Here is a 24019-nt window from a genome sequence, read left to right as displayed (position 1 = left end):
TCTTCGCCCCATCGAAAACAACCACTATGATTAAATATACTGTTCCTTTTTTAACCAAGCTGGAGGATTTGATTGCCGAGTCGGACTATACGCTTCGCTATGAAAAAGGCAATTTCAAATCAGGATACTGCCTGCTGCGCGAGCAGAAAATCATCATCGTCAATAAGTTCTACACCACCGAAGGGAAAATCAATGCCCTGCTGGACATCCTGAAGACGTTGGAACTGGACACCACCCGCTTTACCGAGAAAAGCCTGAAGTTGTACGAAGAAATCACCCAAACCGAAGTTAAGGCTTGAAGATCACATTCCTGGGAACCGGAACCTCACAAGGTGTACCTGTAATTGGTTGCTCCTGCGCGGTTTGCAATTCACTGGATTTTCGGGATAAACGATTACGCACTTCCATCCATCTGGATGTGGAAGGCACAAGCCTGGTAATTGATACTGGTCCGGATTTCCGGCAACAAATGCTTCGCGAAGGCATAACCCGGCTGGATGGGGTATTATTCACCCATGCCCACCGCGATCACACAGCCGGGCTGGATGATGTACGGGCCTTTAATTTCCTGCAGCAGCAAAGCATGCCGCTGTACGGAACAGAAGAAACCCTGGGCCAGGTGAAAAGTGACTTTGCTTACATCTTCGGCCCAAAGAATTACCCGGGCTTACCCCAGGTAACGTTGCATACCATTACGGCTGAAACTTTTCAAGTTCAGAACATTAACATTACACCACTACCGGTTTTACACCTAAGGCTTCCGGTTTATGGATTCAGGATCGGGAATTTCAGTTACATCACCGATGCCAAAACTATCCCGGATGAAACATTCAACCACCTGGTGGGAACCGATATACTGGTATTGAATGCATTGCAACGAGAGTATCATATCTCGCACTTTAACCTGGACGAAGCCTTGGCCATGGTGGAGAAAATCAAACCTAAGACTACCTACTTTACGCACATCAGTCATAAACTGGGTTTACACGCCAGTATTGAAAAAGAGTTGCCCGACAATGTTCACTTGGCTTTTGATGGCTTACGGTTAAGTTTGTAAGAACATTACTATCGCTTCTAATCATTCGAAGCGCCTGAGTTTACGATGCACAATAACTTTTATTTTTTACGGCAGCTTTCCGCTGAACTTGGCAACAAACTCAAGGACAGTGTGGTGTCTGAATGTTTCAGTCAGAATAAAGATGAGTTGATCATTCGGTTTGAAACCCGCGCAAAGCCCTTCTTTATCAAAGCCAGCCTGCTCGCTGATTTCTGTTGCCTCTCCTTTCCAACCGATTTTAACCGCGCCCGAAAAAACAGCGTTGACTTATTCAGTGAGTTGATCGGGCAAAGAGTTATCGGCATGCAACAATACGATAACGAACGTTGCTTTTCATTGGAGTTCAGTGATCATTATAATCTCCTCTTTAAGTTACATGGAAACCGGGCCAACCTTATTTTGTTTCTCAACGATGAAGCGATAAATCCGTTTAGAAACCATCTTACTGCTGATCAGGAGATTGATTTGAACACACTGAATAAGCATATCGACTTCAGTAAGGAAGCATTTTTGAAAAATCCGGACAGACTAAAGCAACACTATTTTACCTTTGGTAAGGTTGTTTGGCAGCACCTAGATCAACAAAACTTCAATACCTTATCTGCAGATGAGCAATGGCATCAACTACAGGATTTACGCCAACAACTCGATAAACCAACGTACTACATTACCAAGTTTCACGATCAACTGGTGCTTTCATTATTAGAGGTTGGTCAGGTTCAAAAACAGTTTACTAATCCACTTGAAGCCCTGCACGAATTCTTTACACAGCATTCTATCCTTCACGGCTTTGAACACGAAAAACAGCAGGTGCTTACCAAACTTAGGACACAGTTAAAAAACGGTGAAGCCTATTTAACAAAAACATCTGCTAAGCTAAAAGAAATAGAGGCCGATGACCATTATAAAATCTGGGCCGATTTATTAATGGCCAATCTCCATACTGTAAAGATGGGAATGGATAAAATTGTCCTTCCGGATTTTCACCATGAAAACAAACCCATTGAAATAAAACTAAAGAAGGAGCTCAATGCTCAGAAAAATGCTGAAGTATTTTACCGCAAATCCAGGAATCACCATATCGAGGTTCAGAAATTAAAAGAAGCCCTTGCAAAAAAGGAAGCTGAATGCACAACCTTGCGTCAGTATACGGAGGAAATAGCACAGGCTGAAAGTCTGAAAGAATTACGAAAATTCATGGACTCTTCCGGGTTGACAGCAGTAGCGGTGAAAAAGCAAGTGCCACTACCCTATCACGAAACCGAGTATAATGGCTTTAAAATTTGGGTGGGAAAAAATGCCAAACAAAATGATGAATTGACGTTGCATTTTACCTATAAAGAAGATTTGTGGCTACACGCCAAAGATGTTCCGGGTTCGCACGTAGTCATTAAGTTTCAGGCAGGTAAAAAATTCCCTAAAGATGTTGTGGAACGAGCAGCTCAGTTGGCAGCCTTCAACTCCAAACGAAAAACTGATTCACTTTGCCCGGTTATTTATACACCTAAAAAATTCGTGCGTAAACGAAAAGGCGATCTGCCCGGCAGCGTAGTAGTAGAGAAAGAAAAAGTGATTCTGGTAGAGCCCCGGCCGTAAGGCCCTTTTCCCTATTGCCTATGCTTTAGTTTGATAATAGTCATTTCATTTACTGACGAGTGTCAGTTGAAGCCCCCCTATAATTGTGGATTTTTATAGTGCACAACAAACCTAAAAAGATTGTTATGAAACGAATATTGATCCCCACCGATTTTTCGCCTTGTGCAAAAAATGCGTTGAAGATTGGTGCAGCTATAGCAGCAGCAACCAAAGCTGAAGTACTTCTTATGCATGTGCTGTATACCACGCTGGGGCTGGAGAAAATACCAGCCCGGTTGGCGGATTATCCCGAAGTAAAATCGGCTGTTACCAAAGGTAAAAACGCGCTTAAACGTGAACAGGAAAATCAAGCGCTAAAAAATATCGCGGTCACAACGGCTATTGAAGTAGGCACCGCTTCACAGGTTATCCTATTCACAGCTAAAAAATGGAAAGCTGATTTAATCATCATGGGCTCACATGGCGCACAGGAAACCAACCATCCCTTTGTCGGATCAAACGCTCAAAAAGTACTCCGCGGTGCCGAGGTTCCCGTTTTGTGTGTTCAAAAAGACCACGCGTTGAAAAATCTTAAAAAGATAACTTTTGCCTCAAACTTCGAACCGGGTAGTGAAAAATCTTCTGTTAAATTGCTTGAGGTTGCAAAAGCCCTCAACGCTTCTGTACAACTGCTGTATGTGAATACACCGTTAAATTTTAAAGACTCCCGGTACATTAATGAACGTTTCGATTGGTTTGAGAAAAATACGGCCAAGTTGAAATATACCCGTGCCATTCATTGCGATTATGATGTGCACAAGGGAATTGCCAATTACCTTGGTGATTCCAAAGATGGTATGGCAAGCCTCGTTACCCGAACGCGCCAGGGGCTGCCCTCCTATACGCTTGGTGTTGCCGAAAGCGTGGCCTACCACAGCCCGGTGCCGGTACTGAGTGTGAACTATTCGAAATAAAAAGTTAGTCAGTGGTCATTAGTCATTAGAAAAATACAGACTACTGACCCATGACTAATGACTACTTAACGATATTGATCTTCAACGTGTTTGTTCGGAGCCGTTCCTGAATGGGCATACTGGCCAGGGTAATAAAAATGTCTCCGCTTTGTAAATGGCCTTCCTTTTTGAGGGTGGCTTCTACATCGGCAATTGTTTCATCGGTGGTGGTAACTTTATCGTACAGGTAACCGCGTGCACCCCAAACCAGGTTAATTGTGTTGATAAGTGATTTATTTGCAGTAAACACAAATATATTCGTGTTTGGCCTGTAAGATGATGACCGCAGCGCTGTATAGCCAGAGGAGGTCATGCCCACTATAGCCTTTGCGCCAACATCTTTGGCCAACTTACAGGCTGCCAATACCAGGCTGTCATTTATATAAATTGGTGACTTTGGGTCAACGTCCCTGAACCGGTAATACAAATGTTCATTTTTTTCAACGGAAGCAATGGTGCGCACCATGCTGCGAACAACCTCCAAAGGGTATTTACCCGCAGCCGTTTCGGCAGAAAGCATCACCGCATCCGCACCATCCAGTACGGCATTGGCCACATCGTTGGTTTCTGCACGTGTTGGTCGGGGGTTTTCAATCATGCTTTCCATCATCTGCGTAGCCACAATTACCGGTTTGGAAGCTGCATTGCATTTTTCAATCAACATTTTCTGTACCATAGGCACTTCCTCTAACCAGATTTCCACACCTAAATCGCCACGCGCTACCATTACCGCGTCTGTGGCCGCAATAATTTCATCAATGTTGCTCAGTGCTTCAGGCTTCTCAATTTTGGCGACAATACGCGTGGTGGATTGATGCTTTTCAATAATGCCCCGAAGGATTTTTATATCCTGGGCCTTGCGGACAAAAGAAAGTGCAATCCAGTCGAGGTTATTTTTTAAGCCAAACTCCAGGTCTTTTAAATCTTTTTCTGTAAGTGAGGGTGCAGAAACTTTCGTGAATGGCAGGTTTATTCCTTTTCGGGATTTAAGCGGGCCACCATAAATAACTTCTGTTACAACATCAATATCACGAACTTCCCGAACCTTTAATTCAATCTTTCCATCATCAATAAGTATGGCATCTCCGGCTTTTACATCTTTTGGCAACTGTTGATAAGAAGTGCTGGCAATTTCGTTATTGCCAATGAGTTGCCGGGTAGTGATAATGAATTCCTGACCACGCACTAGTTCAACATCGGGGCCCACTTCCTGCACCCTTATTTTAGGGCCTTGTAAATCCAACAACAAGGCAACCGTTGAGCCCAACTCTGCATTGATTTCCCGTACTGTATCAATAACCTTTTGATGATCCTCGTGATTGCCGTGTGAAAAGTTTAACCGAAAAACATCCACACCTTCTTTTACCAAAGCACGAAGCATTTCTTTTGAGTTGGAGGCTGGTCCAACAGTAGCAACAATTTTCGTTTTGTTATAGGAAATCATTTCCATTTTCATGTGGGGTTGTGTAGCAAGCCGTAGTTAAAAAATAAAATTACTTTTTGATTTCAGCGATGCCATGGGAATTGGTGTGATTAACTCAATAGATTGAATTTGCTTTATTCCTTGTAGCACCATAGTTGAAAACTCAGGTTCTTCTGAGGCCGTCAAAATTATAAAATCAAAACGAGGAAATTCAGGCACTAAGAAATACTTTCCGGCTTCGTAATCGACAGGCTTGTTTTTGAACAGTTTCAATCGATTGATACGGGTATCGTAGGCATAAAAAGAGTAGAACTTTTCCGGCTCATTTTTATACCCAACCGCCAAATCGGGCTGGCGCACCAGGTGCACCCCCAGCTTCTTGTTTATTTCCCAGGCCAGTTTGTACCCTTTGGAAGTAGAAATGATGCCGGCCAGTTGGAAGTCGTAATCGTACTCAATTATGAGCTTGCTTTTCTTCATTTTCAGATCAATTGAACGGCATTTTGACCCAACCTGACAAGATTAAAAAAGTTTGACAATATTGCCGTAAATATCTTTCTTTGCACAGATTTTTAAATCCTAAAACTGTAAAAACATGTCTGAAATCGCACAAAAAGTAAAACAGATTATCATCGATAAACTCGGTGTGGAAGAATCTGAAGTTACTCCTGAAGCAAGCTTTACCAATGACCTTGGTGCTGACTCACTGGATACCGTAGAACTTATCATGGAGTTCGAAAAAGAATTTAACATTTCTATTCCAGACGATCAGGCCGAAAATATCTCAACTGTTGGCCAGGCTATATCGTACCTGGAGCAGAACGTTAAGAAGTAATCTGACAAGCGCTTTTTACTCATTTCACCTCTTCTCTTATGACTTTAAAACGAGTAGTAGTCACCGGGCTTGGTGCACTTACACCAATCGGCAACACCCTCCGCGAGTATTGGGACGGGCTGAAAGCCGGTAAAAGTGGAGCCGCACCGATAACACGTTTTGATGCTACCCTGTTTAAAACCAAGTTTGCCTGCGAATTAAAAAATTTCGACATCGGCAATTTCATGGACCGCAAAGAGGCCCGAAAAATGGATCCCTTTGCGCAATATGCCATGGTGGTGGCAGACGAGGCCATAAAAGATTCAAACCTTCCGTTGTCTGAGTTAGACCCCAACCGTGCAGGTGTAATTTGGGGGTCAGGCATCGGAGGGTTACTTACTTTTCAGGAAGAGGTAAAATCTTTTGCCAAAGGCGATGGCACACCACGTTTTAATCCATTCTTTATCCCTAAAATGATACCCGACCTCAGTGCGGGCCACATTTCCATCAAATACGGTTTTCGTGGACCTAACTTTGTGACGGTTTCAGCCTGCGCTTCTTCCACTAACGCCATTTATGACGCCTTTACCTACATACGCCTTGGTAAGGCTGATGTGATTGTATCCGGTGGATCAGAGGCTGCCGTTTGCGAAGCTGGTGTCGGGGGTTTTAATGCCATGAAAGCCCTCTCAGAAAGAAATGATTCACCTGAAACAGCCTCACGCCCATACGACAAAGACCGGGATGGTTTCGTTTTGGGCGAAGGTGCAGGGGCACTCATCCTGGAAGAGTATGAACATGCCAAAAAAAGGGGTGCAAAAATTTATGCCGAAGTGATTGGCGGTGGGCTTTCAGCCGATGCTTATCACATAACAGCCCCGCATCCGGAAGGTGCAGGCATTACCAAGGTAATGGATAATGCACTTGAAGATGCCGGCATTAAACCCGAAGTAGTTGATTATGTAAATACACACGGCACATCAACACCGCTTGGCGACATTGGCGAAATACGGGCCATTGAAAAAGTATTTGGAGAACATGTGTATTCCATGAACATCAGCTCCACAAAATCAATGACCGGCCACTTGTTAGGTGCAGCCGGTGCCATTGAAGCCATTGCCTGCTTAATGGCCATTGTTGAGGGAGTTGTGCCTCCTACCATAAATAACCATACCCGCGATGAAGGCCTTAGCGAACGGTTAAACCTTACGCTGAACAAGGCCCAACAACGTCAGGTAAACATTGCCATCAGCAATACATTCGGCTTTGGCGGCCACAACGCTTCCATAGTTCTTAAGAAAGTCTGATCCCTGCGTATCGATCGTTTAAATCCCTTTGATTACCTTAGGGAATAATTTTATTGGTCAGGTCGCGTGTGGCGCTTACTTAAAATAACCAGCAAAAAATCACCATCCGATAAAAAGCTTATCAGCGCTATTCACTCCATCGCTGGTTTTACCCCTAAAAACCTTGAATTATATCGGTTGGCAACACGCCATAGTTCTATCCTCAAAGAGAATGGCAACGGGTTTAAAGAAAATAATGAGCGGCTTGAATACCTGGGCGATGCCGTGCTAGGCGCGGCTGTAGCCGATTTTCTTTTTAAGAAATTTCCATACAAAAGCGAAGGATTTTTAACGGAAATGCGCTCGCGCATTGTGAACCGTGAATCGCTTAACTTATTGGCCCGGAAAATTGGCATTGGCACCATTGTGCAGTACGATCAGAAGAACGCCCAACTGCAGCAGGTTATCTTAGGCAATACACTGGAAGCAATTGTTGGTGCGATCTACCTGGATAAGGGGTATTCATCAACGAAAAAATTTGTGATTAAAAAGCTTATCTCACCAAACTATGATCTTGACGAGCTTGTTAGTACACAAACGAATTTCAAAAGCCGGGTTATTGAATGGAGCCAACGCGAGGGTAAAGAAGTACGCTTTGAAATTGTTGACATCAAAAAGGGAAAAGTGCATAAAGAATTTATCGCCAACGTTTTTGTCAATAACGAAGTGACGGGCATAGGTTATGGAAACAGTAAAAAGAAAGCCGAGCAAGATGCCGCCCTCAAAACTTGCGAGAAACTAAATATACTATCAGAACTATCCCTACGTAATCAATAATTATTACCAGACTATTTCGTGAGCATCAGAGTAGCAGGCGCAACACTTAATCAAACCCCGTTCGACTGGAAGAACAATACCGGCAACATATTGGTGGCCATACAGGAAGCCCAAAAGAAGGGAGCAAAAATTTTATGCCTGCCCGAGTTATGCATAACAGGTTACGGTTGTGAAGATACTTTTTTAAGCGAGTGGCTTTCGGCTAAGGCATTTGAAGAACTGCTGACCATAAAGGAACATTGTACCGATATTACCGTAAACATTGGGTTACCCATTCGCATAGAGGGCATCACCTATAATGGATCGTGCGTTATCGGCAACAAGAAAATACTTGGTATTACACTAAAGCAAAATCTTCCGAAAGACGGTGTTCACTATGAGCCACGTTGGTTTACCCCATGGCCATCCGGAAAAGTAGTTACACTTTACCGCAATAACGAGATCATACCGGCTGGCGATTTGGTTTATGAAACAGAAGGGATCCGTTTTGGTATTGAAATTTGTGAAGACGGATGGAGCAAAGAAAGAAGACCCGGGTACCAATTTAAAGAGCGTGGCATTGACTTAATTTTAAACCCAAGTGCCAGCCACTTTGCTCTGGGAAAAAGCCTGAACCGTGAGCAAGAGGTTACGCTTGAAGGCTCCCAACTTTTTGATTGCGTTTATATTTTTTGCAACCTGCTGGGCAATGAAGCCGGCCGGATGATTTACGATGGCGACATCCTTATTGCACAGAAAGGAAAATTACTGGCACAAAACAAAAGACTTTCCTTTAAACCGGTAAATATTATTACTTGCCTGGTCGACTTTGAAGATACATCCAAAACTGAACAGTTTCCATTGATGGATGTAAAGGAAAGAAATGAAGAACTCACAAAAGCTGTAGCCTTAGCACTGTTTGATTACCTTCGAAAAAGTAAATCAAAAGGTTTTGTGCTTTCATTAAGTGGCGGGGCCGACTCGGCCACGTGTGCTGCCCTGGTAGCCGAAATGGTTCGAAGGGGTAGTGGTGAATTAGGGTGGGAAAGATTTTGCTCCCTAACTGGGCTAGATTACCTAACCGATCAAAAGCAAGCTGTTGGTGCGTTGTTAACCTGTGCCTATCAATCTACCAACAACTCATCTTCAGATACCTTTGAAGCAGCACGTGAACTGGCCATATCAATCGGGGCCAAATTCTATAATTGGAGCATCCAACCTGAAGTTGATTCTTACACTGCTAAAATTGAAGATGCTTTAAACCGGTCATTGGATTGGGCAACCGATGATATTGCCTTACAGAACATTCAGGCCCGCGCACGCTCGCCCATAATATGGATGCTGGCGAATATTACGAACAGCATTTTGCTTACCACATCAAACCGGAGCGAAGGAGATGTTGGATACGCCACCATGGATGGCGATACCAGTGGAAGCCTGGCCCCTATTTCAGGCATAAGTAAACCGACTATTTTAGAGTGGTTGCGTTGGGCAGAAACCGAGTTAGGTTATACAGGCCTTCAATTGATCAATAAGCTTAAACCAACGGCTGAACTGCGGCCGTTGGAAAACCATCAAACCGATGAAGAAGACCTGATGCCTTACACCGTACTTGCTGAAATTGAAATGCACGCCATACGTGACCGCAAGTCACCCGCAGAAGTATACCGGGCTATGAGAGATGGGTTCAACGATCAGTATCTATTAAAGGGGCATATCAAAAAATTTTTCCGGTTATGGACCGCTAACCAATGGAAGCGTGAACGTTTTGCCCCATCCTTTCACCTTGATGAACTTAATGTTGACCCGCGTACATGGTGCAGGTTTCCCATCCTCTCCTCAGGATTTAAATCCGAACTTGAGGCATTGGACAACCTTTAACCTTTAATCCAACCTTCACAGTATAATCTTGAACATTAGACCATAATCCGTATATATTTGCGCCCATGAATTTACTGAGCTACATTATCTGGAACGGCAGTCCTGAGATTTTCTCCATTGGCCCTGTAACATTACGCTGGTACGGTTTGCTTTTTGCGCTTGGTTTTTTGCTGAGCCAGCAAATCCTTTATTACATCTATAAAAAAGAGGGCAAACCCGAAAAAGATGTTGATACCCTTACCATATACATGGTTATTGCCACCATTATTGGCGCACGCCTGGGGCATGTATTGTTTTATGAACCCGAGCGTTATTTCGCCAATCCAATCGATATACTAAAAATCTGGGAAGGTGGGTTAGCCAGTCATGGTGCTGCAGTCGGGATTCTTTTTGCTTTGTGGTTGTACGCACGCAAGAAAAAGCCCGGTCAATCCTACTTGCAGGTTCTTGATCGCATTGTTATCCTGGTTGCACTAACCGGTGCATTGATACGCCTGGGAAACTTTTTCAATTCGGAGATTATCGGAAAGCAAACCCACACCAATTACGGAGTGGTTTTTACAAGAAGCATCACTGAGAACCTACAGCGTGAACCTGAAATTGAAAAAGTAAGCTATGTAAACGTACACGCTAAAGACTACAAATACATTTATAAACCAATGAAGATATTGGTTGAGTTTAAAAAATCTTTTCAAGATGAAGAACAACTGCACAGGTATATCAATGGTAGGCTGCAAAACAGATTACTGTATACCAGCTCCATCCGAGAACACCTCAGTATTGACGAATATCCCGATTACGGACTTGCCAAATTAGATGATGGACGATACGCAGCCGTTATAAGGGTACATGCCGTGCCCCGACACCCGGCACAGCTATACGAGGCAATCTCGTGTCTATTACTATTTGCGTTCTTATTTTGGGTCTGGTACAGAAAAAAGGAAAAACTCAGACCCGGGCTTATCTTTGGCTTATTTATGATAATCTTATGGTCACTTCGCTTTGTTTACGAGTATCTGAAAGAGGTCCAGGTTGATTCTGAGATTGATTTAATTAATTCATACGGCATAAACTACGGACAACTTTACAGTATACCCCTGGTAATAGTAGGTATTATTGTGTTGGTGTTTTCTTTCAAGCAAAGTTCAAAAGATACTGCTATAAACGAAAAAAATAGTTGATCCGGTGCACCCTTTTAACGAAAACATTTCTCGCTGTACTCGGAGCCACGCTCTTATCCGTATCAGCATCAGGGAAATTATTTGTTGACCCAACTGAGATTGCACCCGACACCATAAAAAAAAACGGGCGTAACCGCGATAAGGAAATCCACGATAGTACAGGTTATTACCTTTCCATTAACCGCGTTTTCGTACTGGGCAATAAGCGCACGCGTGAGGCGATAATACTGCGCGAATTAACCCTTAAACCGGGCGATTCTATTTACAGCCAGGAACTGCCCAAAGTGCTCGAAAGGGATGAGAAAAAACTGTTTAACCTACACTTGTTCAATGCCGTTGAAATACGCCTTTTAGAAGTATACCCGGGCATAGCCGATTTACTGGTTGAAGTTAATGAGCGCTGGTACACCTTTCCCGTGCCCATTTTTCAACTCTCCGACCGAAACTTCAACGAATGGTGGGAAAACTATAATCACGACTTTAAACGGGTAAACTATGGTTTAAAGCTTTATCAGTACAATATGCGCGGAAGGAATGAAACGTTGACTTTTACAGCCCAATTTGGATATGTCCGAAGGTTTGAATTGTTGTACCGGATTCCCTACATCGACAAACGGCAAAAGCAAGGGCTCATCTTTCAAACTGATTTTATTGATGCCAAGAATGTTCCTTACCGTACCGAAGATCATAAACTGGTCTTCCTTGAAACCGACAAGGTACTGCGCAATACCCGAGGTGTTGGCTTAACGTACACCTACAGAAATTCATTTTACAACCATCACCGGTTGGGCTACGTATTCCGCAAAACGACCATCACCGATTCCCTTTACTTACGCAATCCAAATTACCTGGGCATTGAAAACCGTGTGCAGCAATTTGATTTATTGAGCTACGAATTCATTTCCGACCACCGGGATGTTATTGCCTACCCGCTAAATGGCTATCATTTGCTTTTCCATCTTCAAAAAGTAGGTTTTGCCTTGAGCAATGATCTTGAAAAACTTGATGCATGGGTAAGCTATGCACGCTACATCGACCTGAAGAAAAATTTCTTCTTCTCCAATTTCACTTTTGCGTACTGGAGCAACAAAACCGACATCCCTTATTATAACTATGGCGTAATGGGCTACAACCGGATTTTTGTTAGGGGATATGAAGTAAATGTTATTGAGGGGCCTTGGTATTTCCTAAACAAAACAACACTAAAAAAGCGGGTCTTCTCCCGCATTTACAGCATGCCCGGCACAAGCCTTAAGCAATTTAAGTATATACCCTTAGCAGTATACCTGAAAACGTATGGCGATATAGGTTATACGGAAAACTATCCGGCATACTTAGAAGCCACACCCAGGCAAAATACTTCACTCTCCAACCGGTTCATTGCAGGTACTGGCCTTGGCGTGGATATCGTAACCTCATACGATGCCGTTTTACGTTTTGAGTACACCCTTAACTCACAAGGAAGCACAGGGCTCTATTTTCATATTAAAAAGGAATTTTAACGGCCTAGTATTTCCATTTCCGCTTTCGGCCCTTTCGTATCATACCGAAACCACACCCCTACTCTGTAATGCTTCTTTAAGAGTACATCCACTCACCCGATTTTTTACCGTCATGCATTTCGCCCTTCGCACGAAGTTGACAGTTCGAAGAATATTTCCTGGATGCTATTTGAGCACAAACGCATACCGTTAAAAAGGTAATACAACACTCAAACCGGTGCGTTGTGTTGACATATCGCTTTCCATTCACTAAATTAAGCACATTAGCCGGTGCATGAAACCCCTACTCCTTTCCATTACGCTGCTATATTTCAGCAGCACATATTCACAAAGTGTTTCAACACTTATGGGTGCACGGGCCAATGGTATGGGCTACAACTCGGCTGCATTATTCGATACCTGGAGTCTCTTCAACAATGTGGCCGGTTTGACAAAAACAGAACATCCTACTGCCGCATTTTCGTATGACCTAAGACCTTTGTTGCCGGGGGCAAACCGCACCGCTGCCACGTGTACATGGCCGGTGAAGTTTGGTGTAATTGGTGGCGGGGTATTTCGATTTGGGGATGATCTGTACAGTGAAAGTTTACTTTCGGCAGGATTTAGTAACCAACTTGGACTGGCCGCACTTGGACTAAAAATAAATTATATCCAATACAGGGCAGAAGGCTTCGGCACGAAAGGCATATTTACAATAAATTTTGGTGGCATTGCTGAACTTACCCCTGCACTGGCAGTAGGCGCTTACATTACCAATATAAACCAACCGAAACTTTCAATAGACGATGACCGGGTACCCACATTACTTACTGCAGGCTTATCGTTTAAGCCAAACGATAAAGTAATAATAGCCACCGAACTGGAGAAAGATCTTGATTATGCCACCAACTGGAAAACAGGAATGGAATACGTATTCCATAAAAAATTCTGCGCACGTACAGGTTTTAACCTTCAACCGCAGGCAGCTTTTTTCGGGTTAGGGTTTAAAACAAGCAAATTCAATCTGGATTATGCGATCCAGCACAGCGAACACTTAAGCTTGAGCCACCAGGCTTCGGTCGGGTACACATTTAATAAAAAATGAATTGGAGATTTATCATACCCCTATGCATGCCTTTGCTTTCCGTGGCACAAGAATATCCACGAAAGGATGTTAACCTGGAACGCCTGGTTGATGAGCTCTTCGGTTTTCAGGACCAGGATTTAAACTATGAAGACCTGTATGAAAACCTTGCCTTATTACTGGCAAACCCCTTAAACCTGAACAAGGCAACAGCTGAAGAACTTCGTTTTGTAAATATTTTATCAGAAGAGCAACTACAAAACCTCCTTTCATACCGAAACGAAAATGGACCATTTCTTTCGGTTTATGAATTGCAGGCAATACCCGGTATTGATTTACCCACGATCTACAGGATTATACCCTTTGTTGCAGTATATGATCCTGCAACAACCCTCAATGCTTCGCTTTGGCAACGAATGCTGAAGGAAGGAAATACGTATTTAATCGCTCGCTTCGAACGCACACTTGAAACCAGGCGTGGTTTCACCGATGCAGCTACTGAGCCACAACGTTTCCTTGGCGATGCAAATAAAATCTATATGCGGTTCCGATCCAGTCGTGCAGGAGATTATAGTATTGGCTTTACCGTTGAGAAAGATGCCGGTGAACAGGTTTTATGGACTCCGAATCAAAAACAATTCGGCTTCGATTACAATTCGTTTCATGCACAGGTTATGAACAAGGGAAAAATAAAAAACCTTATTGTTGGCGACTACCAGGCACAGTTTGCACAAGGGCTTTTATTGGGAAGCAATTTTGGTTTTGGAAAAGGGGCCGAAACGATCACCACCATCAGGCGAAGCAATCTTGGTTTTCTTCCCTATACTTCCATTAACGAAACAGGGTATTTGCGTGGCACTGCTGTTACTTACGAAGCTTCAAAGAATATTCTCGTATCGGGCTTTTATTCTAATACCTGGCGTGACGCCACTATCTTAAGCGATACTATAGAAGGCGTAATGGCTTCCGCTTTTCAAACCACCGGGCTACACCGGAATATAGCAGAACTAAATCGAAGAAAAACCATCCAGGAACAGCAACTTGGGTTTATCCTGAACTATCAAAACAAAAAAGTGGATGCAGGATTGATCTATCATGGCCTGTCCTATCATCTTCCGGTAAATAGAAATTCCCAACCTTACAATCAATTTTCCTTCTCAGGTTCAATACTTCAAAACCTGGGAGGTTTTTTAAACTACACCGTGAATAACTTTACCTTTTTCAGCGAAGCTGGTAAAACTATTTCCGGTGGCGTAGGTCTATCGGCAGGTTTGCTGGGTAGTGTAACAAACCAACTCGACATCTCCCTTCACTACCGAAACTACCAGCGCAACTTCCATAGTTTTTATTCGAATGCCTTTGCCGAAGGGTCTATGCCTCAAAATGAACGTGGACTATATTGGGGCTGGCGATACCGGTGGAACAGGAAATACAACATGACTGGTTACATGGATATTTTCCGCTTTCCGTGGCTCCGCTACAGAAGCTATTCACCTTCCACTGGATATGAATATTTACTGCGGTTTAATTACCATCCCTCACGCAACATCCATTTGTTTGTGCAATTACGCGAAGAATCAAAAGACAGGAACAGAAGTGGCAGCGACAACAACTTATACTTAACCGACACGGGCATTAAACGCAACTACTGGCTAAATGCCGATTACCGGATCAATCAGGTCCTTAGCCTTAAAACACGTGCACAATTCAGTTCGTACTCCATTAATCAGGTTACCACGTATGGAATGATTGTCCTGCAGGACATTAGCATAAATTTTAATAAGCTATCGCTAACAATGCGTTACGCATTGTTTGATTCGGATGATTTTGATAACCGCCAATATGTATTTGAACGCGATGTTTGGCTTGCCTTTTCAATGCCGGCCTTTTCGGGCACGGGTATTCGAAACTACGCCCTGCTACAGTACGATTTTACAAAACGTTTTACCCTTTGGATCCGTTACGCTCACATTCGCTACACCGATCGGCAAACAATTGGCAGCGGGGCAGACCGTATTGATGGCAATATCCGCAATGATATTAAATTGCAATGCAGGATAAGGCTATAAAACAACCCTTTACAAATCCGTAACGATTATTGTATGCATGCCGTAAAGCAAATAACCCCTGAAGTGCTGCTGATGCTTTGTATTGGTGGAATAATCTTTATCCTGATTTTTCAGGCGATATTTCGCAAAAAACGCTGATAACCACCTGATTTCATCGTTAAACAACTTCCGTAACTGTGAATTATCGGCTAATTTGAGACTTTAAAAGTAACGTATAATCCATTGTGTAAACCAACTATCAACCTATGAAACGGACGTCAGCACTTTTATTGGCCTTATCGATAAGTTTAAGTTCGATCGGGCAGGTAACCAAAAAAGCCCTGGAGCTTCCTGAGTTTAAGGCTATTTACAACAACTCCAACTACACCGTTTACCTGAAACAAACCAACAAACAAGAAGTGAACGTTGAAGCACTCACGGAAATTTATGAACTCACCAACATTTTTGTTGAGAATGGCATATTAATGGTTAACGTAGAACGCAAACCAGAAAATACCAACAAAAGCATTTGGGCTAAGATTGACGATATAAAAGTAAACCCCACCATGAAGCTTTATGTAAGCGTGAAAAATGTTGGTGAACTGCAGGTTAACGGTGCCGGCAAAATTATTTCCGAAAATTCGCTGGCCGCACCCAGCCTTAACCTTTCTATTGGTGGTTCCGGTAGCATGGACCTGGATATTAAAGGTGATGTCGTAAAAGCTGAAGTAAGTGGGGCAGGTAAAATGGGCATTAAAGGTTATGCTTCAACATTAGAGGGTGTGGTGAGCGGCAGCGGGGCAATAAATGCCTTTAATTGCCCTTTGGAAAAAGCTACCATTAAAGTAAGCGGAAGCGGTTTGGCAGAGCTAAACGTTACCGACACTATTGTGGCAACCGTTGTGGGCAGTGGCTCAGTAAAACACAAGGGGAATACTAAAAACGCCACGAAGAAGGTTTATGGTTCAGGGTCGGTTGACCGGGCGTATTGATATTTGATCTTACTTGAATTTTGCAGGGTTGCTTACCTGCTTACCCTGCAAAATTAATCCCCGTCTTTACTTTTAATATCCAGTTTGCAGAAGTTATCCATGCCCAAGTGCATGAGGGCATCACCGGCATTCACAACAGGGATATTATTGAGCCCGATCACGTATGCTTTTTCAGGCGCAACTACCTTTTCTTTGAACAAACCAAACGGATCGGTAATGGTACCTACCCATTCGCCTTTATTAACCAATTGACCGCTTTGCACATTGGCATGAAATAACCCGGCATGTTTGGCCCTTACCCAGGTTGAACTCCAGATAATCCGATTTTCTTCCTTGGGATCAGGTGCCCAATCAATCATTTTTAAATGATGCATCAGACGCAGAGTGCCGGCAATACCTTCTTCAATAGCTTGCTGATCAAACCGAAGTGACTCACCACCTTCATACACAATAATATTCTTACCTTTTTTGGAAGCCTCCTTGCGCAACGAGCTTGGGCGAAAAGGGGCATCTAATGTAAAGGGGGCATGAAATGCATTGGCAAGCGCCATGTTTTTATCGTTGTTGAGTACCGCCCGAACCTGCGGATAGTTCGTTCGCATCGCACCCCCGGTATGGAAATCCACACCGTAATCGATAAACGGTATAACATCGTGTGTTACATGATAGGCCACCCGGCTCGCCAACGACCCGTTTCTGCTTCCCGGGAAAGAACGGTTAACGTCCTTGCCATCGGGCACATCGCGTGAGAAATTAAGAAACCCATACACATTGATGATGGGCATGCACACCAACGTACCACGTTTTGGTTGGTGCAATCCTCCATCCAGTATCCTTCGCACAATTTCCAACCCGTTTATTTCATCACCATGCATGCCGGCCATAAGGGCAAGTACCGGTCCATCTTCCATGCCGCGCGAAACATACATGGGCGTATCAATAAGTGTTTGAGAAGGTAGCTTCGCGATGTTGATTTTTATTTCCTTAAACTCCCCCGCCCGTATTTCATGGCCGGCAATATGAACTACTCTCATCGCTATGGTTTAAGGCTAAGCATTGATTTTATCTTTCTGGATTTTCTTTTTGGCCGCATGCTTCTCCAGGTATTGAATAATTTTTCCACCAATATCCACTTTAGTAGCACCCTCTATGCCTTCCAACCCCGGTGATGAATTCACCTCAATAATAAGCGGGCCGCGCTTGGAAGGAAGCATGTCCACACCTGCTATCCCTAACCCCATTTTCTTAGCGGCTGTAATTGCAGCTGCCTTTTCGGCCCGGGTTAGTTTTACTACTGTTGCCTTTCCGCCCCGGTGAAGATTGGAACGAAACTCCCCATCGCGCGTGGCTTCACGCTTCATGGCACCTACTACTTCACCATCCACCACAAAGGCCCTTATGTCGGTTCCTCGTGCTTCTTTGATAAACTCCTGCACAATAATACGGGCATGTAAGCCATGGAAAGCTTCGATAACCGACTGTGCAGCTTTTTTATTTTCTGCAAGAACAACACCAAGGCCCTGGGTGCCTTCCAATAGTTTAATAACCACTGGTGCCCCTCCCACAGCTTCAATTATTCCTTCCGTATCGCGCGAATAATCCATGAAAATTGTTTTTGGCAGCCCAAGGCCTGCGCGTGAAAGTATTTGTAAACTCCTCAGTTTATCGCGTGAGCGAATAAGCGCCTGTGACTCAATGGCGGTAAATACTTTCATCATTTCAAACTGGCGAACCACAGCCGCCCCATAAAAAGTTACCGAAGCACCAATACGTGGAATCACCGCATCAAAATAGTCGAGTCGTTTTCCCTGGTATAGTACTACTGGGTTTTTCTTTTCAATAAAGAGCACACATTTCATGTGATCGATAATTTCCACATGGTGGCCTCGCTTCTCTCCGGCCTCTTTTATACGCCTGGTGGAGTACAATTTTGCATCACGGGAAAGAATGGCAATATTCATAATTACTAAGGCCGGTTACTTTTTACTGTGGATTACCCTTTTCTTTTTATGCCGGTAAGATAGATTTTTTTTTGTGACATCAATGTAAAAACGGTTACGCAAAATTTTACGGCCCAGCAGGATAGGAAACCGTAAAGCATCTCGATCGCTCAATGAAAATTCGGTAACAATTTCTTCATCAAAAATTTTTACAGTAGTGGTGATAATATAGCGATGTTCCGCCACCCCAAATGAGTTTTTTATTTCACGCTGATCAAACTCGCTGAACCTGAAAACCATACCGGTAAATTCCGGGTGTTCATCATCCAGCAACACAAACTCAAGCACACCCTTCACTACTTCGGCACGCGAGCAATGCAAGCTGCTGGTGTATGCACCAGTATCAATTTTTGCATGGATATTGAACAACCCTAAACCCGGGAGGTCAACCCGGTCGGAACGGCCCAAAACATTCATAAACATCAGCTATGGTTCATGAAACTACAGGTTTGAAAGCAATAAAAAAAGCCCCGCGAACACAGGGCTTTCAAATCAACTTTATTTTGAATTAATATTTCAAGGGTATCTTAACCAAAGTGTTTTCCCATGCCAGTATCATTACAGCTGTGGCATCTTTGCCATCGAACATAATGGTGAAGTTCTCAACTTCCGAATCCGTTTTTCCGGCAGGCACTTTGATGCGGGCAACGTCTTTGCTTTCATCATATGCATAGGCGCCCCAGGTATCCAACTTTGAATTAAAGATTATTGTCCACTCACTCTTATCAGGAATAGTATAAAGCGAGTACGTTCCGGCTTTAAGTTTTTTATCCCCAAAGGTTACATCTTTATATAGTTTAATTTCGGTGGTTTCGTTAGCACCCGTTCGCCATACCTGGCCATACGGTTCGGTGCCGCCCAACATGGTGCGTCCCTTTTTTGCCGGACGACTATAAACAACTTTAGCAACAGGGTCAGCATTTCGGCCATCGGGACGGAAGTAGACGATATCAGCCGGGCTCGGATCAAGACCAGGAAACTTTTGAGCGATGGCCTGATCATCAAACGCAAACAGAATCAATGCTACTAAGGCAAATAATTTCAACTTTTTCATGATGTTAAGATTTGGTTAATACGTTCATGGATTAGAAAAAATGCCCCGGAATATCCGGGGCACTTTCAAATTTGACCTGTAAACTAATGGTAGAACGCTATTTAAGCAAATAAGGTTTTACCGGTGGGCTAACTTACAAAAAATTCCCGTTGTTCTATCTTCCGAAAGGATTTATTGCCGATAAAGCCCGCTTGCCGCCACCCATCTTATTCATGGTCTTCATCATTTTGCGCATGTCACCAAACTGTTTGAGCAGTTGATTAACCTGCTGCACCGATGTGCCGCTGCCTTTTGCAATCCTGTTTTTACGGCTTCCGTTTATAATATCCGGGTTGGCCCGTTCTTCCAGGGTCATAGACCGGATTATTGACTCGATTGGCTTAAAGGCATTGTCATCAATATCTACGCCTTTCATGGCTTTACCTACGCCCGGTATCATGCCCAACAGGTCTTTCATGTTGCCCATCTTCTTGATCTGCTCCAGTTGGGTTAGAAAATCGCTTAAGTCGAATTGGTTTTTTCGGAGTTTTGCATTTAACCGCCTGGCTTCCTCTTCATCAAAGGTGCTCTGCGCCTTTTCAACCAAGGAAACAACATCGCCCATACCCAAAATTCTCCCGGCCATACGATCGGGATAGAAGCGGTCAAGGGCTTCCATTTTTTCGCCCGTGCTGATAAACTTGATGGGCTTTTCAACAACCCTGCGGATAGATAAGGCCGCACCACCGCGGGAGTCACCATCCAATTTCGTAAGTACTACTCCATCAAAATTCAAACGGTCGTTAAAAGCTTTGGCCGTATTGACTGCATCCTGGCCGGTCATGGAGTCAACCACAAATAAGGTCTCTGAAGGATTGAGCGCATCCTTCAGCCGGGCAATCTCATTCATCATCTCTTCATCAATCGCCAGGCGACCGGCTGTATCGACTATAACAATGCGGTGATTGTTTTTCGTAGCATGTTCAAGGGCAGCTTTGGCAATTTTTACCGCATCTTTATTTTCCGGTTCGGCATACACTTCAACACCAATCTGTTCACCCAGTACTTTCAACTGATTAATAGCCGCAGGGCGGTAAATATCGCAGGCCGTTAATAAAACCTGGCGCCCTTGACGCTTCAGGTAGTTGGCAAGTTTCCCTGAAAAGGTTGTTTTACCGGAACCCTGCAAACCGGCAATTAAAATTATGGATGGGTTTCCCGAAAGGTTTATATCCACACTTTCACTGCCCATCAGGGCGGTGAGTTCATCGTTAGTGATTTTCACCAGCAACTGACCGGGCGAAATGGCCGTGAGAACATTCTGTCCCAAAGCCTTTTCTTTAATTTCGTCTGTTACTTCCTTGGCTACTTTATAATTTACATCGGCATCAATCAACGCCTTGCGAATTTCCTTAATGGTACCGGCAACGTTAATCTCGGTAATCCTGCCCTGGCCTTTCAGTGTTTGAAAAGCTTTTTCCAGCTTTATACTTAAACTATCGAACATAAATTGAACTATTAAATGCGTTTTTGAATAAACGAACGACAAAGTTAACCGCTATTTCATAATGCAGAAAACCACGGCAAATTAAGCCTTAGCTCCTTCAATTTCCTATCTTTAAACTCGCAGAAAAGTATCTAATTCACTTATGCAGCTTACGGCAGAAAACATATTGCTTCTCGGATCCATTCTGTTGTTTCTGAGCATCCTGGCCAGTAAAACGTCCTATCGGTTAGGTGTTCCGGCACTCATTATGTTCTTGCTAATGGGTATGTTGGCCGGATCGGACGGGCCAGGTAAAATCAGCTTTAATGATCCCAAACTGGCCCAGTTTATAGGTGTCATTGCCTTAAACTTCATTCTTTTCTCCGGAGGTCTCGATACCAAGTGGGAAAGTGTTAAACCTGTGCTGTTCAAAGGAATAGTGTTATCAACAGCGGGTGTGTTTATTACAGCCATTACGCTAGGCCTTTTTGCCCATTACATTATGGGTTTTACTATACTGGAAGGCATGCTGCTAGGCGCGATTGTTTCTTCTACCGATGCTGCAGCTGTGTTTTCCATTTTGCGAGGTAAAAATATTGGCTTAAAAAGAAACATTGGCCCGACACTGGAACTGGAGAGTGGCAGTAACGATCCGATGGCCTACTTTCTTACGGTAAGCTTACTTATGGTTTATGAACATAAAGATGAGAGCCTGGTAACGCTCATTCCGTTTTTTATCAAGCAAATGTTCATTGGTGGTGGGTTAGGATACCTGATGGGCCGTGCCATGGCTTTCATTATAAACAAGATAAATCTTGATGTTGACGGGCTTTATCCGGTATTGGTTACCGCCCTTGTATTGTTCACTTTTGCAATAACAGATTTTATAGGGGGAAATGGTTTCCTGGCAGTTTACATCAGTGCCGTAATTCTTGGTAACTCAAGCTTCATCCATAAAAAAAGTTTAATCCGTTTTTATGATGGTGTAGCCTGGCTTATGCAGATCATCATGTTCCTTACTTTGGGACTTCTTGTTTTTCCCTCGGAGATTCCTCCTGTTGTTGGTCCAGGAATATTGCTGGCGCTTTTCCTGATGTTTATTGCAAGGCCCCTTAGTGTATTTATAAGTCTTGCATTTTTTAAAATGAACTACCGCGAGAAACTATTTATTTCGTGGGTTGGGTTGCGTGGAGCCGTGCCTATAGTGTTTGCTACTTATCCATTGTTGGCGGGAGTAGAACAGGCCAGTATGATTTTTAATCTTGTATTCTTTATTACTGTATCCTCTGTGTTGCTTCAGGGCACTACGCTTTCGCAAGTTGCCAAGTGGTTGCACCTTTCTGTTCCGCAAAAAATCAAAAAACGGTCTCCCCTTGAGATTGAATTGAATGATTCCTTTAAATCAGAATTATTTGAAGTGGAGTTGGGCAGCAATAATCCTGTGGTTGGTAAATCCATTGTTCAATTATCGTTCCCGAAAACTGCCATCATTATCATGATCAACCGGCATGGAAAATTCATTCGGCCCGGAGGATCCACTGTTTTGGAGGCAGGTGACAAACTGGCCATTCTGGCGGATAATAAAGAGGCGCTTCCCCAGGTATACCAATCACTAAAAATCAATCCTGCCTAACGAAAAAAATAGTAATCGAATACCTCGCCAGCGCTGAAGTGCGATAATGAAGATGGCAACTCCAAAAAGCCGGATACGCCCGCCAGGTTGGCAAAATCGCCTGAGCCGCCTCCGGGTATCGGGTAGGCCACTAATGTGCCGTTTTCATTTTCCACCCGCACTTGCAAATAATAGGTTAAGGGTGGGCTAAATTCAAAAGATGATGCCAGTTTGGCTTTCGAAACCCGCACAGGATTCTGCATTTGATTGTGTATCCACGGTTTGATGTAGCGGTAAAAGCACAAAAAAGTTGACACCGGATTGCCCGGCAGTGCAAATACAATTTTGTTCGAGGCTGATTTCCCAAACCAAAAAGGCTTGCCCGGCTTTTGGCTAACCTGGTGAAAAAGTTTTTGAATGCCCAGGTCGTTCAGTGCTTCGGGGATAAAATCAAATTTTCCTTTCGAGACACCACCGGATAAAATGACAACATCATGCCCCAACAATACATGCTGAAGGCGCTCGTGTATAGTAAACCGATCGTCAGGCAAATGATACAGGCGTGCCTGCCAACCCAACTGAAGCATAGCTGCCTGCAGGGCATAAGCATTCGATCGCCTGATTTGATGCGGTTCCGGAACGGTTCCGATTTCAACCAATTCGTTGCCGGATGAAATTATTGCTGTTCGTGGAAATTCATAAACATGAACTTCGGTTTTACCTACCGATGCCAGCAGCGCAATTTCAGCCGGTGATAGTACTTGCCCGGGTGATAGCACCACCTCGTCTTTACGAACATCGCTGCCTTGATAGTGAATATTCATACCGGTGGAAACATGATCAAGCCGGATGGAAGCATGGCCCTCGGCAATGTCAACATCTTCATATCGGATCACGGCATCAGTACCCTCTGGAACGGTTGCACCGGTCATTACCTCTATACAATTCTCGCTGTGCTGAAGCGAAAGCCTGGGTACACCGGCAGCCTGTACGGATTCGATCTTGAAAGCTTTTTTTTGTGCAAATGCCCTGGCGTTAATCGCAATACCATCCATAGCCACCCTGTCAAAGGGCGGAAAGTCCCTATCGGCCACCACCGTTTCTGCCAATACCCTATTCACTACGTTTTCAACAGGCAACGCTAATGTTGAAAGTTTATAACTTGTACCGCTAAGGATTTGATCGGCTTCGGATACGCTTACCATAAATAAATTTCTAACTTTGATTGAACAACCGT

At 43.7% G+C, this 24019-nt stretch carries 22 protein-coding genes; 14 read left to right on the top strand and 8 right to left on the bottom strand.

Annotated elements, in window-relative coordinates; all coding sequences use genetic code 11:
• The first annotated feature begins 26 nt into the window (after positions 1-26).
• The 4 genes from KIT51_07700 to KIT51_07685 all read left to right on the top strand — a co-directional run bounded on the left by KIT51_07700 (position 27) and on the right by KIT51_07685 (position 3606).
• A complete protein-coding gene (locus tag KIT51_07700; GenBank protein UYN88119.1) occupies positions 27-299 on the top strand; it encodes a hypothetical protein in 273 nt (90 codons plus the stop codon).
• Entirely contained in the window at positions 296-1057 is a 762-nt protein-coding gene (locus KIT51_07695) for an MBL fold metallo-hydrolase (protein ID UYN88118.1), read from the top strand. The genes KIT51_07700 and KIT51_07695 overlap by 4 nt, the downstream gene beginning before the upstream one ends.
• Positions 1058-1102: 45 nt before the next feature.
• Complete coding sequence (locus tag KIT51_07690) at positions 1103-2653, top strand: DUF814 domain-containing protein (GenBank protein ID UYN88117.1); 1551 nt, start codon at positions 1103-1105, stop codon at positions 2651-2653.
• Between the two features lie 125 nt (positions 2654-2778).
• Positions 2779-3606 carry a universal stress protein gene (locus tag KIT51_07685; protein UYN88116.1) on the top strand — a complete coding sequence of 276 codons (828 nt, stop codon included), beginning with the start codon at positions 2779-2781 and terminating at the stop codon, positions 3604-3606.
• 61 nt (positions 3607-3667) lie between these two features.
• On the opposite strand, the gene pyk is transcribed toward KIT51_07685, so the two are convergent.
• Together pyk and KIT51_07675 are read right to left on the bottom strand one after the other, a co-directional pair.
• Positions 3668-5095, bottom strand: coding sequence for a pyruvate kinase (gene pyk / locus KIT51_07680; protein UYN88529.1), 1428 nt, complete (start codon positions 5093-5095; stop codon positions 3668-3670).
• 30 nt (positions 5096-5125) lie between these two features.
• On the bottom strand, positions 5126-5548 hold the full coding sequence (locus KIT51_07675; protein ID UYN88115.1) for an IPExxxVDY family protein: 423 nt from the start codon (positions 5546-5548) through the stop codon (positions 5126-5128).
• A gap of 115 nt (positions 5549-5663) precedes the next feature.
• On the opposite strand from KIT51_07675, the gene KIT51_07670 reads away from it, so the two are divergent.
• The 9 genes from KIT51_07670 (at position 5664) to KIT51_07630 (ending at position 16651) form a co-directional block, all read left to right on the top strand.
• Positions 5664-5903 (top strand): acyl carrier protein, encoded by a 240-nt coding sequence (locus KIT51_07670; protein ID UYN88114.1) that lies wholly within the window; start codon positions 5664-5666, stop codon positions 5901-5903.
• Between the two features lie 38 nt (positions 5904-5941).
• Positions 5942-7189 carry a beta-ketoacyl-ACP synthase II gene (gene fabF, locus KIT51_07665; GenBank protein ID UYN88113.1) on the top strand — a complete coding sequence of 416 codons (1248 nt, stop codon included), beginning with the start codon at positions 5942-5944 and terminating at the stop codon, positions 7187-7189.
• A 66-nt stretch (positions 7190-7255) separates the two neighbouring features.
• Positions 7256-8005, top strand: a complete 750-nt coding sequence (gene rnc, locus KIT51_07660) for a ribonuclease III (protein UYN88112.1) — start codon at positions 7256-7258, stop codon at positions 8003-8005.
• A gap of 18 nt (positions 8006-8023) precedes the next feature.
• A complete protein-coding gene (nadE, locus tag KIT51_07655; GenBank protein UYN88111.1) occupies positions 8024-9865 on the top strand; it encodes an NAD(+) synthase in 1842 nt (613 codons plus the stop codon).
• A 65-nt stretch (positions 9866-9930) separates the two neighbouring features.
• Positions 9931-11046, top strand: coding sequence for a prolipoprotein diacylglyceryl transferase (gene lgt, locus KIT51_07650; GenBank protein ID UYN88110.1), 1116 nt, complete (start codon positions 9931-9933; stop codon positions 11044-11046).
• Complete coding sequence (locus KIT51_07645; protein UYN88109.1) at positions 11043-12548, top strand: hypothetical protein; 1506 nt, start codon at positions 11043-11045, stop codon at positions 12546-12548. Before lgt ends, KIT51_07645 begins: the two co-directional genes overlap by 4 nt.
• A gap of 274 nt (positions 12549-12822) precedes the next feature.
• The gene (locus tag KIT51_07640; protein ID UYN88108.1) at positions 12823-13632 is read left to right on the top strand and encodes a hypothetical protein; all 810 of its coding nucleotides are present in this window, start codon (positions 12823-12825) and stop codon (positions 13630-13632) included.
• Between the two features lie 26 nt (positions 13633-13658).
• Entirely contained in the window at positions 13659-15680 is a 2022-nt protein-coding gene (locus tag KIT51_07635; GenBank protein ID UYN88107.1) for a helix-hairpin-helix domain-containing protein, read from the top strand.
• Positions 15681-15925: 245 nt separating this feature from the next.
• Positions 15926-16651 (top strand): DUF2807 domain-containing protein, encoded by a 726-nt coding sequence (locus KIT51_07630; protein UYN88106.1) that lies wholly within the window; start codon positions 15926-15928, stop codon positions 16649-16651.
• A 53-nt stretch (positions 16652-16704) separates the two neighbouring features.
• Here the strand turns inward: KIT51_07630 and KIT51_07625 are convergent, their stop codons facing one another.
• The 5 genes from KIT51_07625 to ffh form a co-directional block, all read right to left on the bottom strand.
• Positions 16705-17685, bottom strand: a complete 981-nt coding sequence (locus tag KIT51_07625) for a succinylglutamate desuccinylase/aspartoacylase family protein (protein ID UYN88105.1) — start codon at positions 17683-17685, stop codon at positions 16705-16707.
• A 15-nt stretch (positions 17686-17700) separates the two neighbouring features.
• Positions 17701-18612 carry a 30S ribosomal protein S6--L-glutamate ligase gene (rimK, locus tag KIT51_07620; GenBank protein UYN88104.1) on the bottom strand — a complete coding sequence of 304 codons (912 nt, stop codon included), beginning with the start codon at positions 18610-18612 and terminating at the stop codon, positions 17701-17703.
• Positions 18613-18627: 15 nt separating this feature from the next.
• Entirely contained in the window at positions 18628-19074 is a 447-nt protein-coding gene (locus tag KIT51_07615) for a RimK/LysX family protein (GenBank protein ID UYN88103.1), read from the bottom strand.
• Positions 19075-19159: 85 nt separating this feature from the next.
• The gene (locus KIT51_07610; protein ID UYN88102.1) at positions 19160-19705 is read right to left on the bottom strand and encodes a DUF2911 domain-containing protein; all 546 of its coding nucleotides are present in this window, start codon (positions 19703-19705) and stop codon (positions 19160-19162) included.
• 154 nt (positions 19706-19859) lie between these two features.
• A complete protein-coding gene (gene ffh / locus KIT51_07605; protein UYN88101.1) occupies positions 19860-21191 on the bottom strand; it encodes a signal recognition particle protein in 1332 nt (443 codons plus the stop codon).
• Between the two features lie 142 nt (positions 21192-21333).
• On the opposite strand from ffh, the gene KIT51_07600 reads away from it, so the two are divergent.
• Positions 21334-22803 (top strand): potassium/proton antiporter, encoded by a 1470-nt coding sequence (locus tag KIT51_07600; protein UYN88100.1) that lies wholly within the window; start codon positions 21334-21336, stop codon positions 22801-22803.
• On the opposite strand, the gene KIT51_07595 is transcribed toward KIT51_07600, so the two are convergent.
• The gene (locus KIT51_07595) at positions 22800-23987 is read right to left on the bottom strand and encodes a molybdopterin molybdotransferase MoeA (GenBank protein UYN88099.1); all 1188 of its coding nucleotides are present in this window, start codon (positions 23985-23987) and stop codon (positions 22800-22802) included. The genes KIT51_07600 and KIT51_07595 overlap by 4 nt on opposite strands.
• Positions 23988-24019 lie beyond the last annotated feature (32 nt).

This window comes from Cyclobacteriaceae bacterium, from assembly GCA_025808415.1.
Classification (GTDB): Bacteria; Bacteroidota; Bacteroidia; order Cytophagales; family Cyclobacteriaceae; genus UBA2336.
This window is presented reverse-complemented; position numbering and strand designations above follow the sequence as displayed.

Excerpts from the sequence above, each read along its gene's own strand:
- KIT51_07700 (UYN88119.1), top strand. The coding sequence starts at position 27 with ATGATTAAATATACTGTTCCTTTTTTAACCAAGCTGGAGGATTTGATT.
- KIT51_07610 (UYN88102.1), bottom strand. The coding sequence starts at position 19,705 with ATGAAAAAGTTGAAATTATTTGCCTTAGTAGCATTGATTCTGTTTGCG.
- ffh (UYN88101.1), bottom strand. The coding sequence starts at position 21,191 with ATGTTCGATAGTTTAAGTATAAAGCTGGAAAAAGCTTTTCAAACACTG.
- KIT51_07675 (UYN88115.1), bottom strand. The coding sequence starts at position 5,548 with ATGAAGAAAAGCAAGCTCATAATTGAGTACGATTACGACTTCCAACTG.
- KIT51_07615 (UYN88103.1), bottom strand. The coding sequence starts at position 19,074 with ATGTTTATGAATGTTTTGGGCCGTTCCGACCGGGTTGACCTCCCGGGT.
- KIT51_07690 (UYN88117.1), top strand. The coding sequence starts at position 1,103 with ATGCACAATAACTTTTATTTTTTACGGCAGCTTTCCGCTGAACTTGGC.
- KIT51_07640 (UYN88108.1), top strand. The coding sequence starts at position 12,823 with ATGAAACCCCTACTCCTTTCCATTACGCTGCTATATTTCAGCAGCACA.
- KIT51_07670 (UYN88114.1), top strand. The coding sequence starts at position 5,664 with ATGTCTGAAATCGCACAAAAAGTAAAACAGATTATCATCGATAAACTC.
- KIT51_07685 (UYN88116.1), top strand. The coding sequence starts at position 2,779 with ATGAAACGAATATTGATCCCCACCGATTTTTCGCCTTGTGCAAAAAAT.
- rimK (UYN88104.1), bottom strand. The coding sequence starts at position 18,612 with ATGAATATTGCCATTCTTTCCCGTGATGCAAAATTGTACTCCACCAGG.
- lgt (UYN88110.1), top strand. The coding sequence starts at position 9,931 with ATGAATTTACTGAGCTACATTATCTGGAACGGCAGTCCTGAGATTTTC.
- KIT51_07635 (UYN88107.1), top strand. The coding sequence starts at position 13,659 with ATGCCTTTGCTTTCCGTGGCACAAGAATATCCACGAAAGGATGTTAAC.
- KIT51_07595 (UYN88099.1), bottom strand. The coding sequence starts at position 23,987 with ATGGTAAGCGTATCCGAAGCCGATCAAATCCTTAGCGGTACAAGTTAT.
- KIT51_07625 (UYN88105.1), bottom strand. The coding sequence starts at position 17,685 with ATGAGAGTAGTTCATATTGCCGGCCATGAAATACGGGCGGGGGAGTTT.
- fabF (UYN88113.1), top strand. The coding sequence starts at position 5,942 with ATGACTTTAAAACGAGTAGTAGTCACCGGGCTTGGTGCACTTACACCA.
- pyk (UYN88529.1), bottom strand. The coding sequence starts at position 5,095 with ATGGAAATGATTTCCTATAACAAAACGAAAATTGTTGCTACTGTTGGA.
- KIT51_07600 (UYN88100.1), top strand. The coding sequence starts at position 21,334 with ATGCAGCTTACGGCAGAAAACATATTGCTTCTCGGATCCATTCTGTTG.
- KIT51_07630 (UYN88106.1), top strand. The coding sequence starts at position 15,926 with ATGAAACGGACGTCAGCACTTTTATTGGCCTTATCGATAAGTTTAAGT.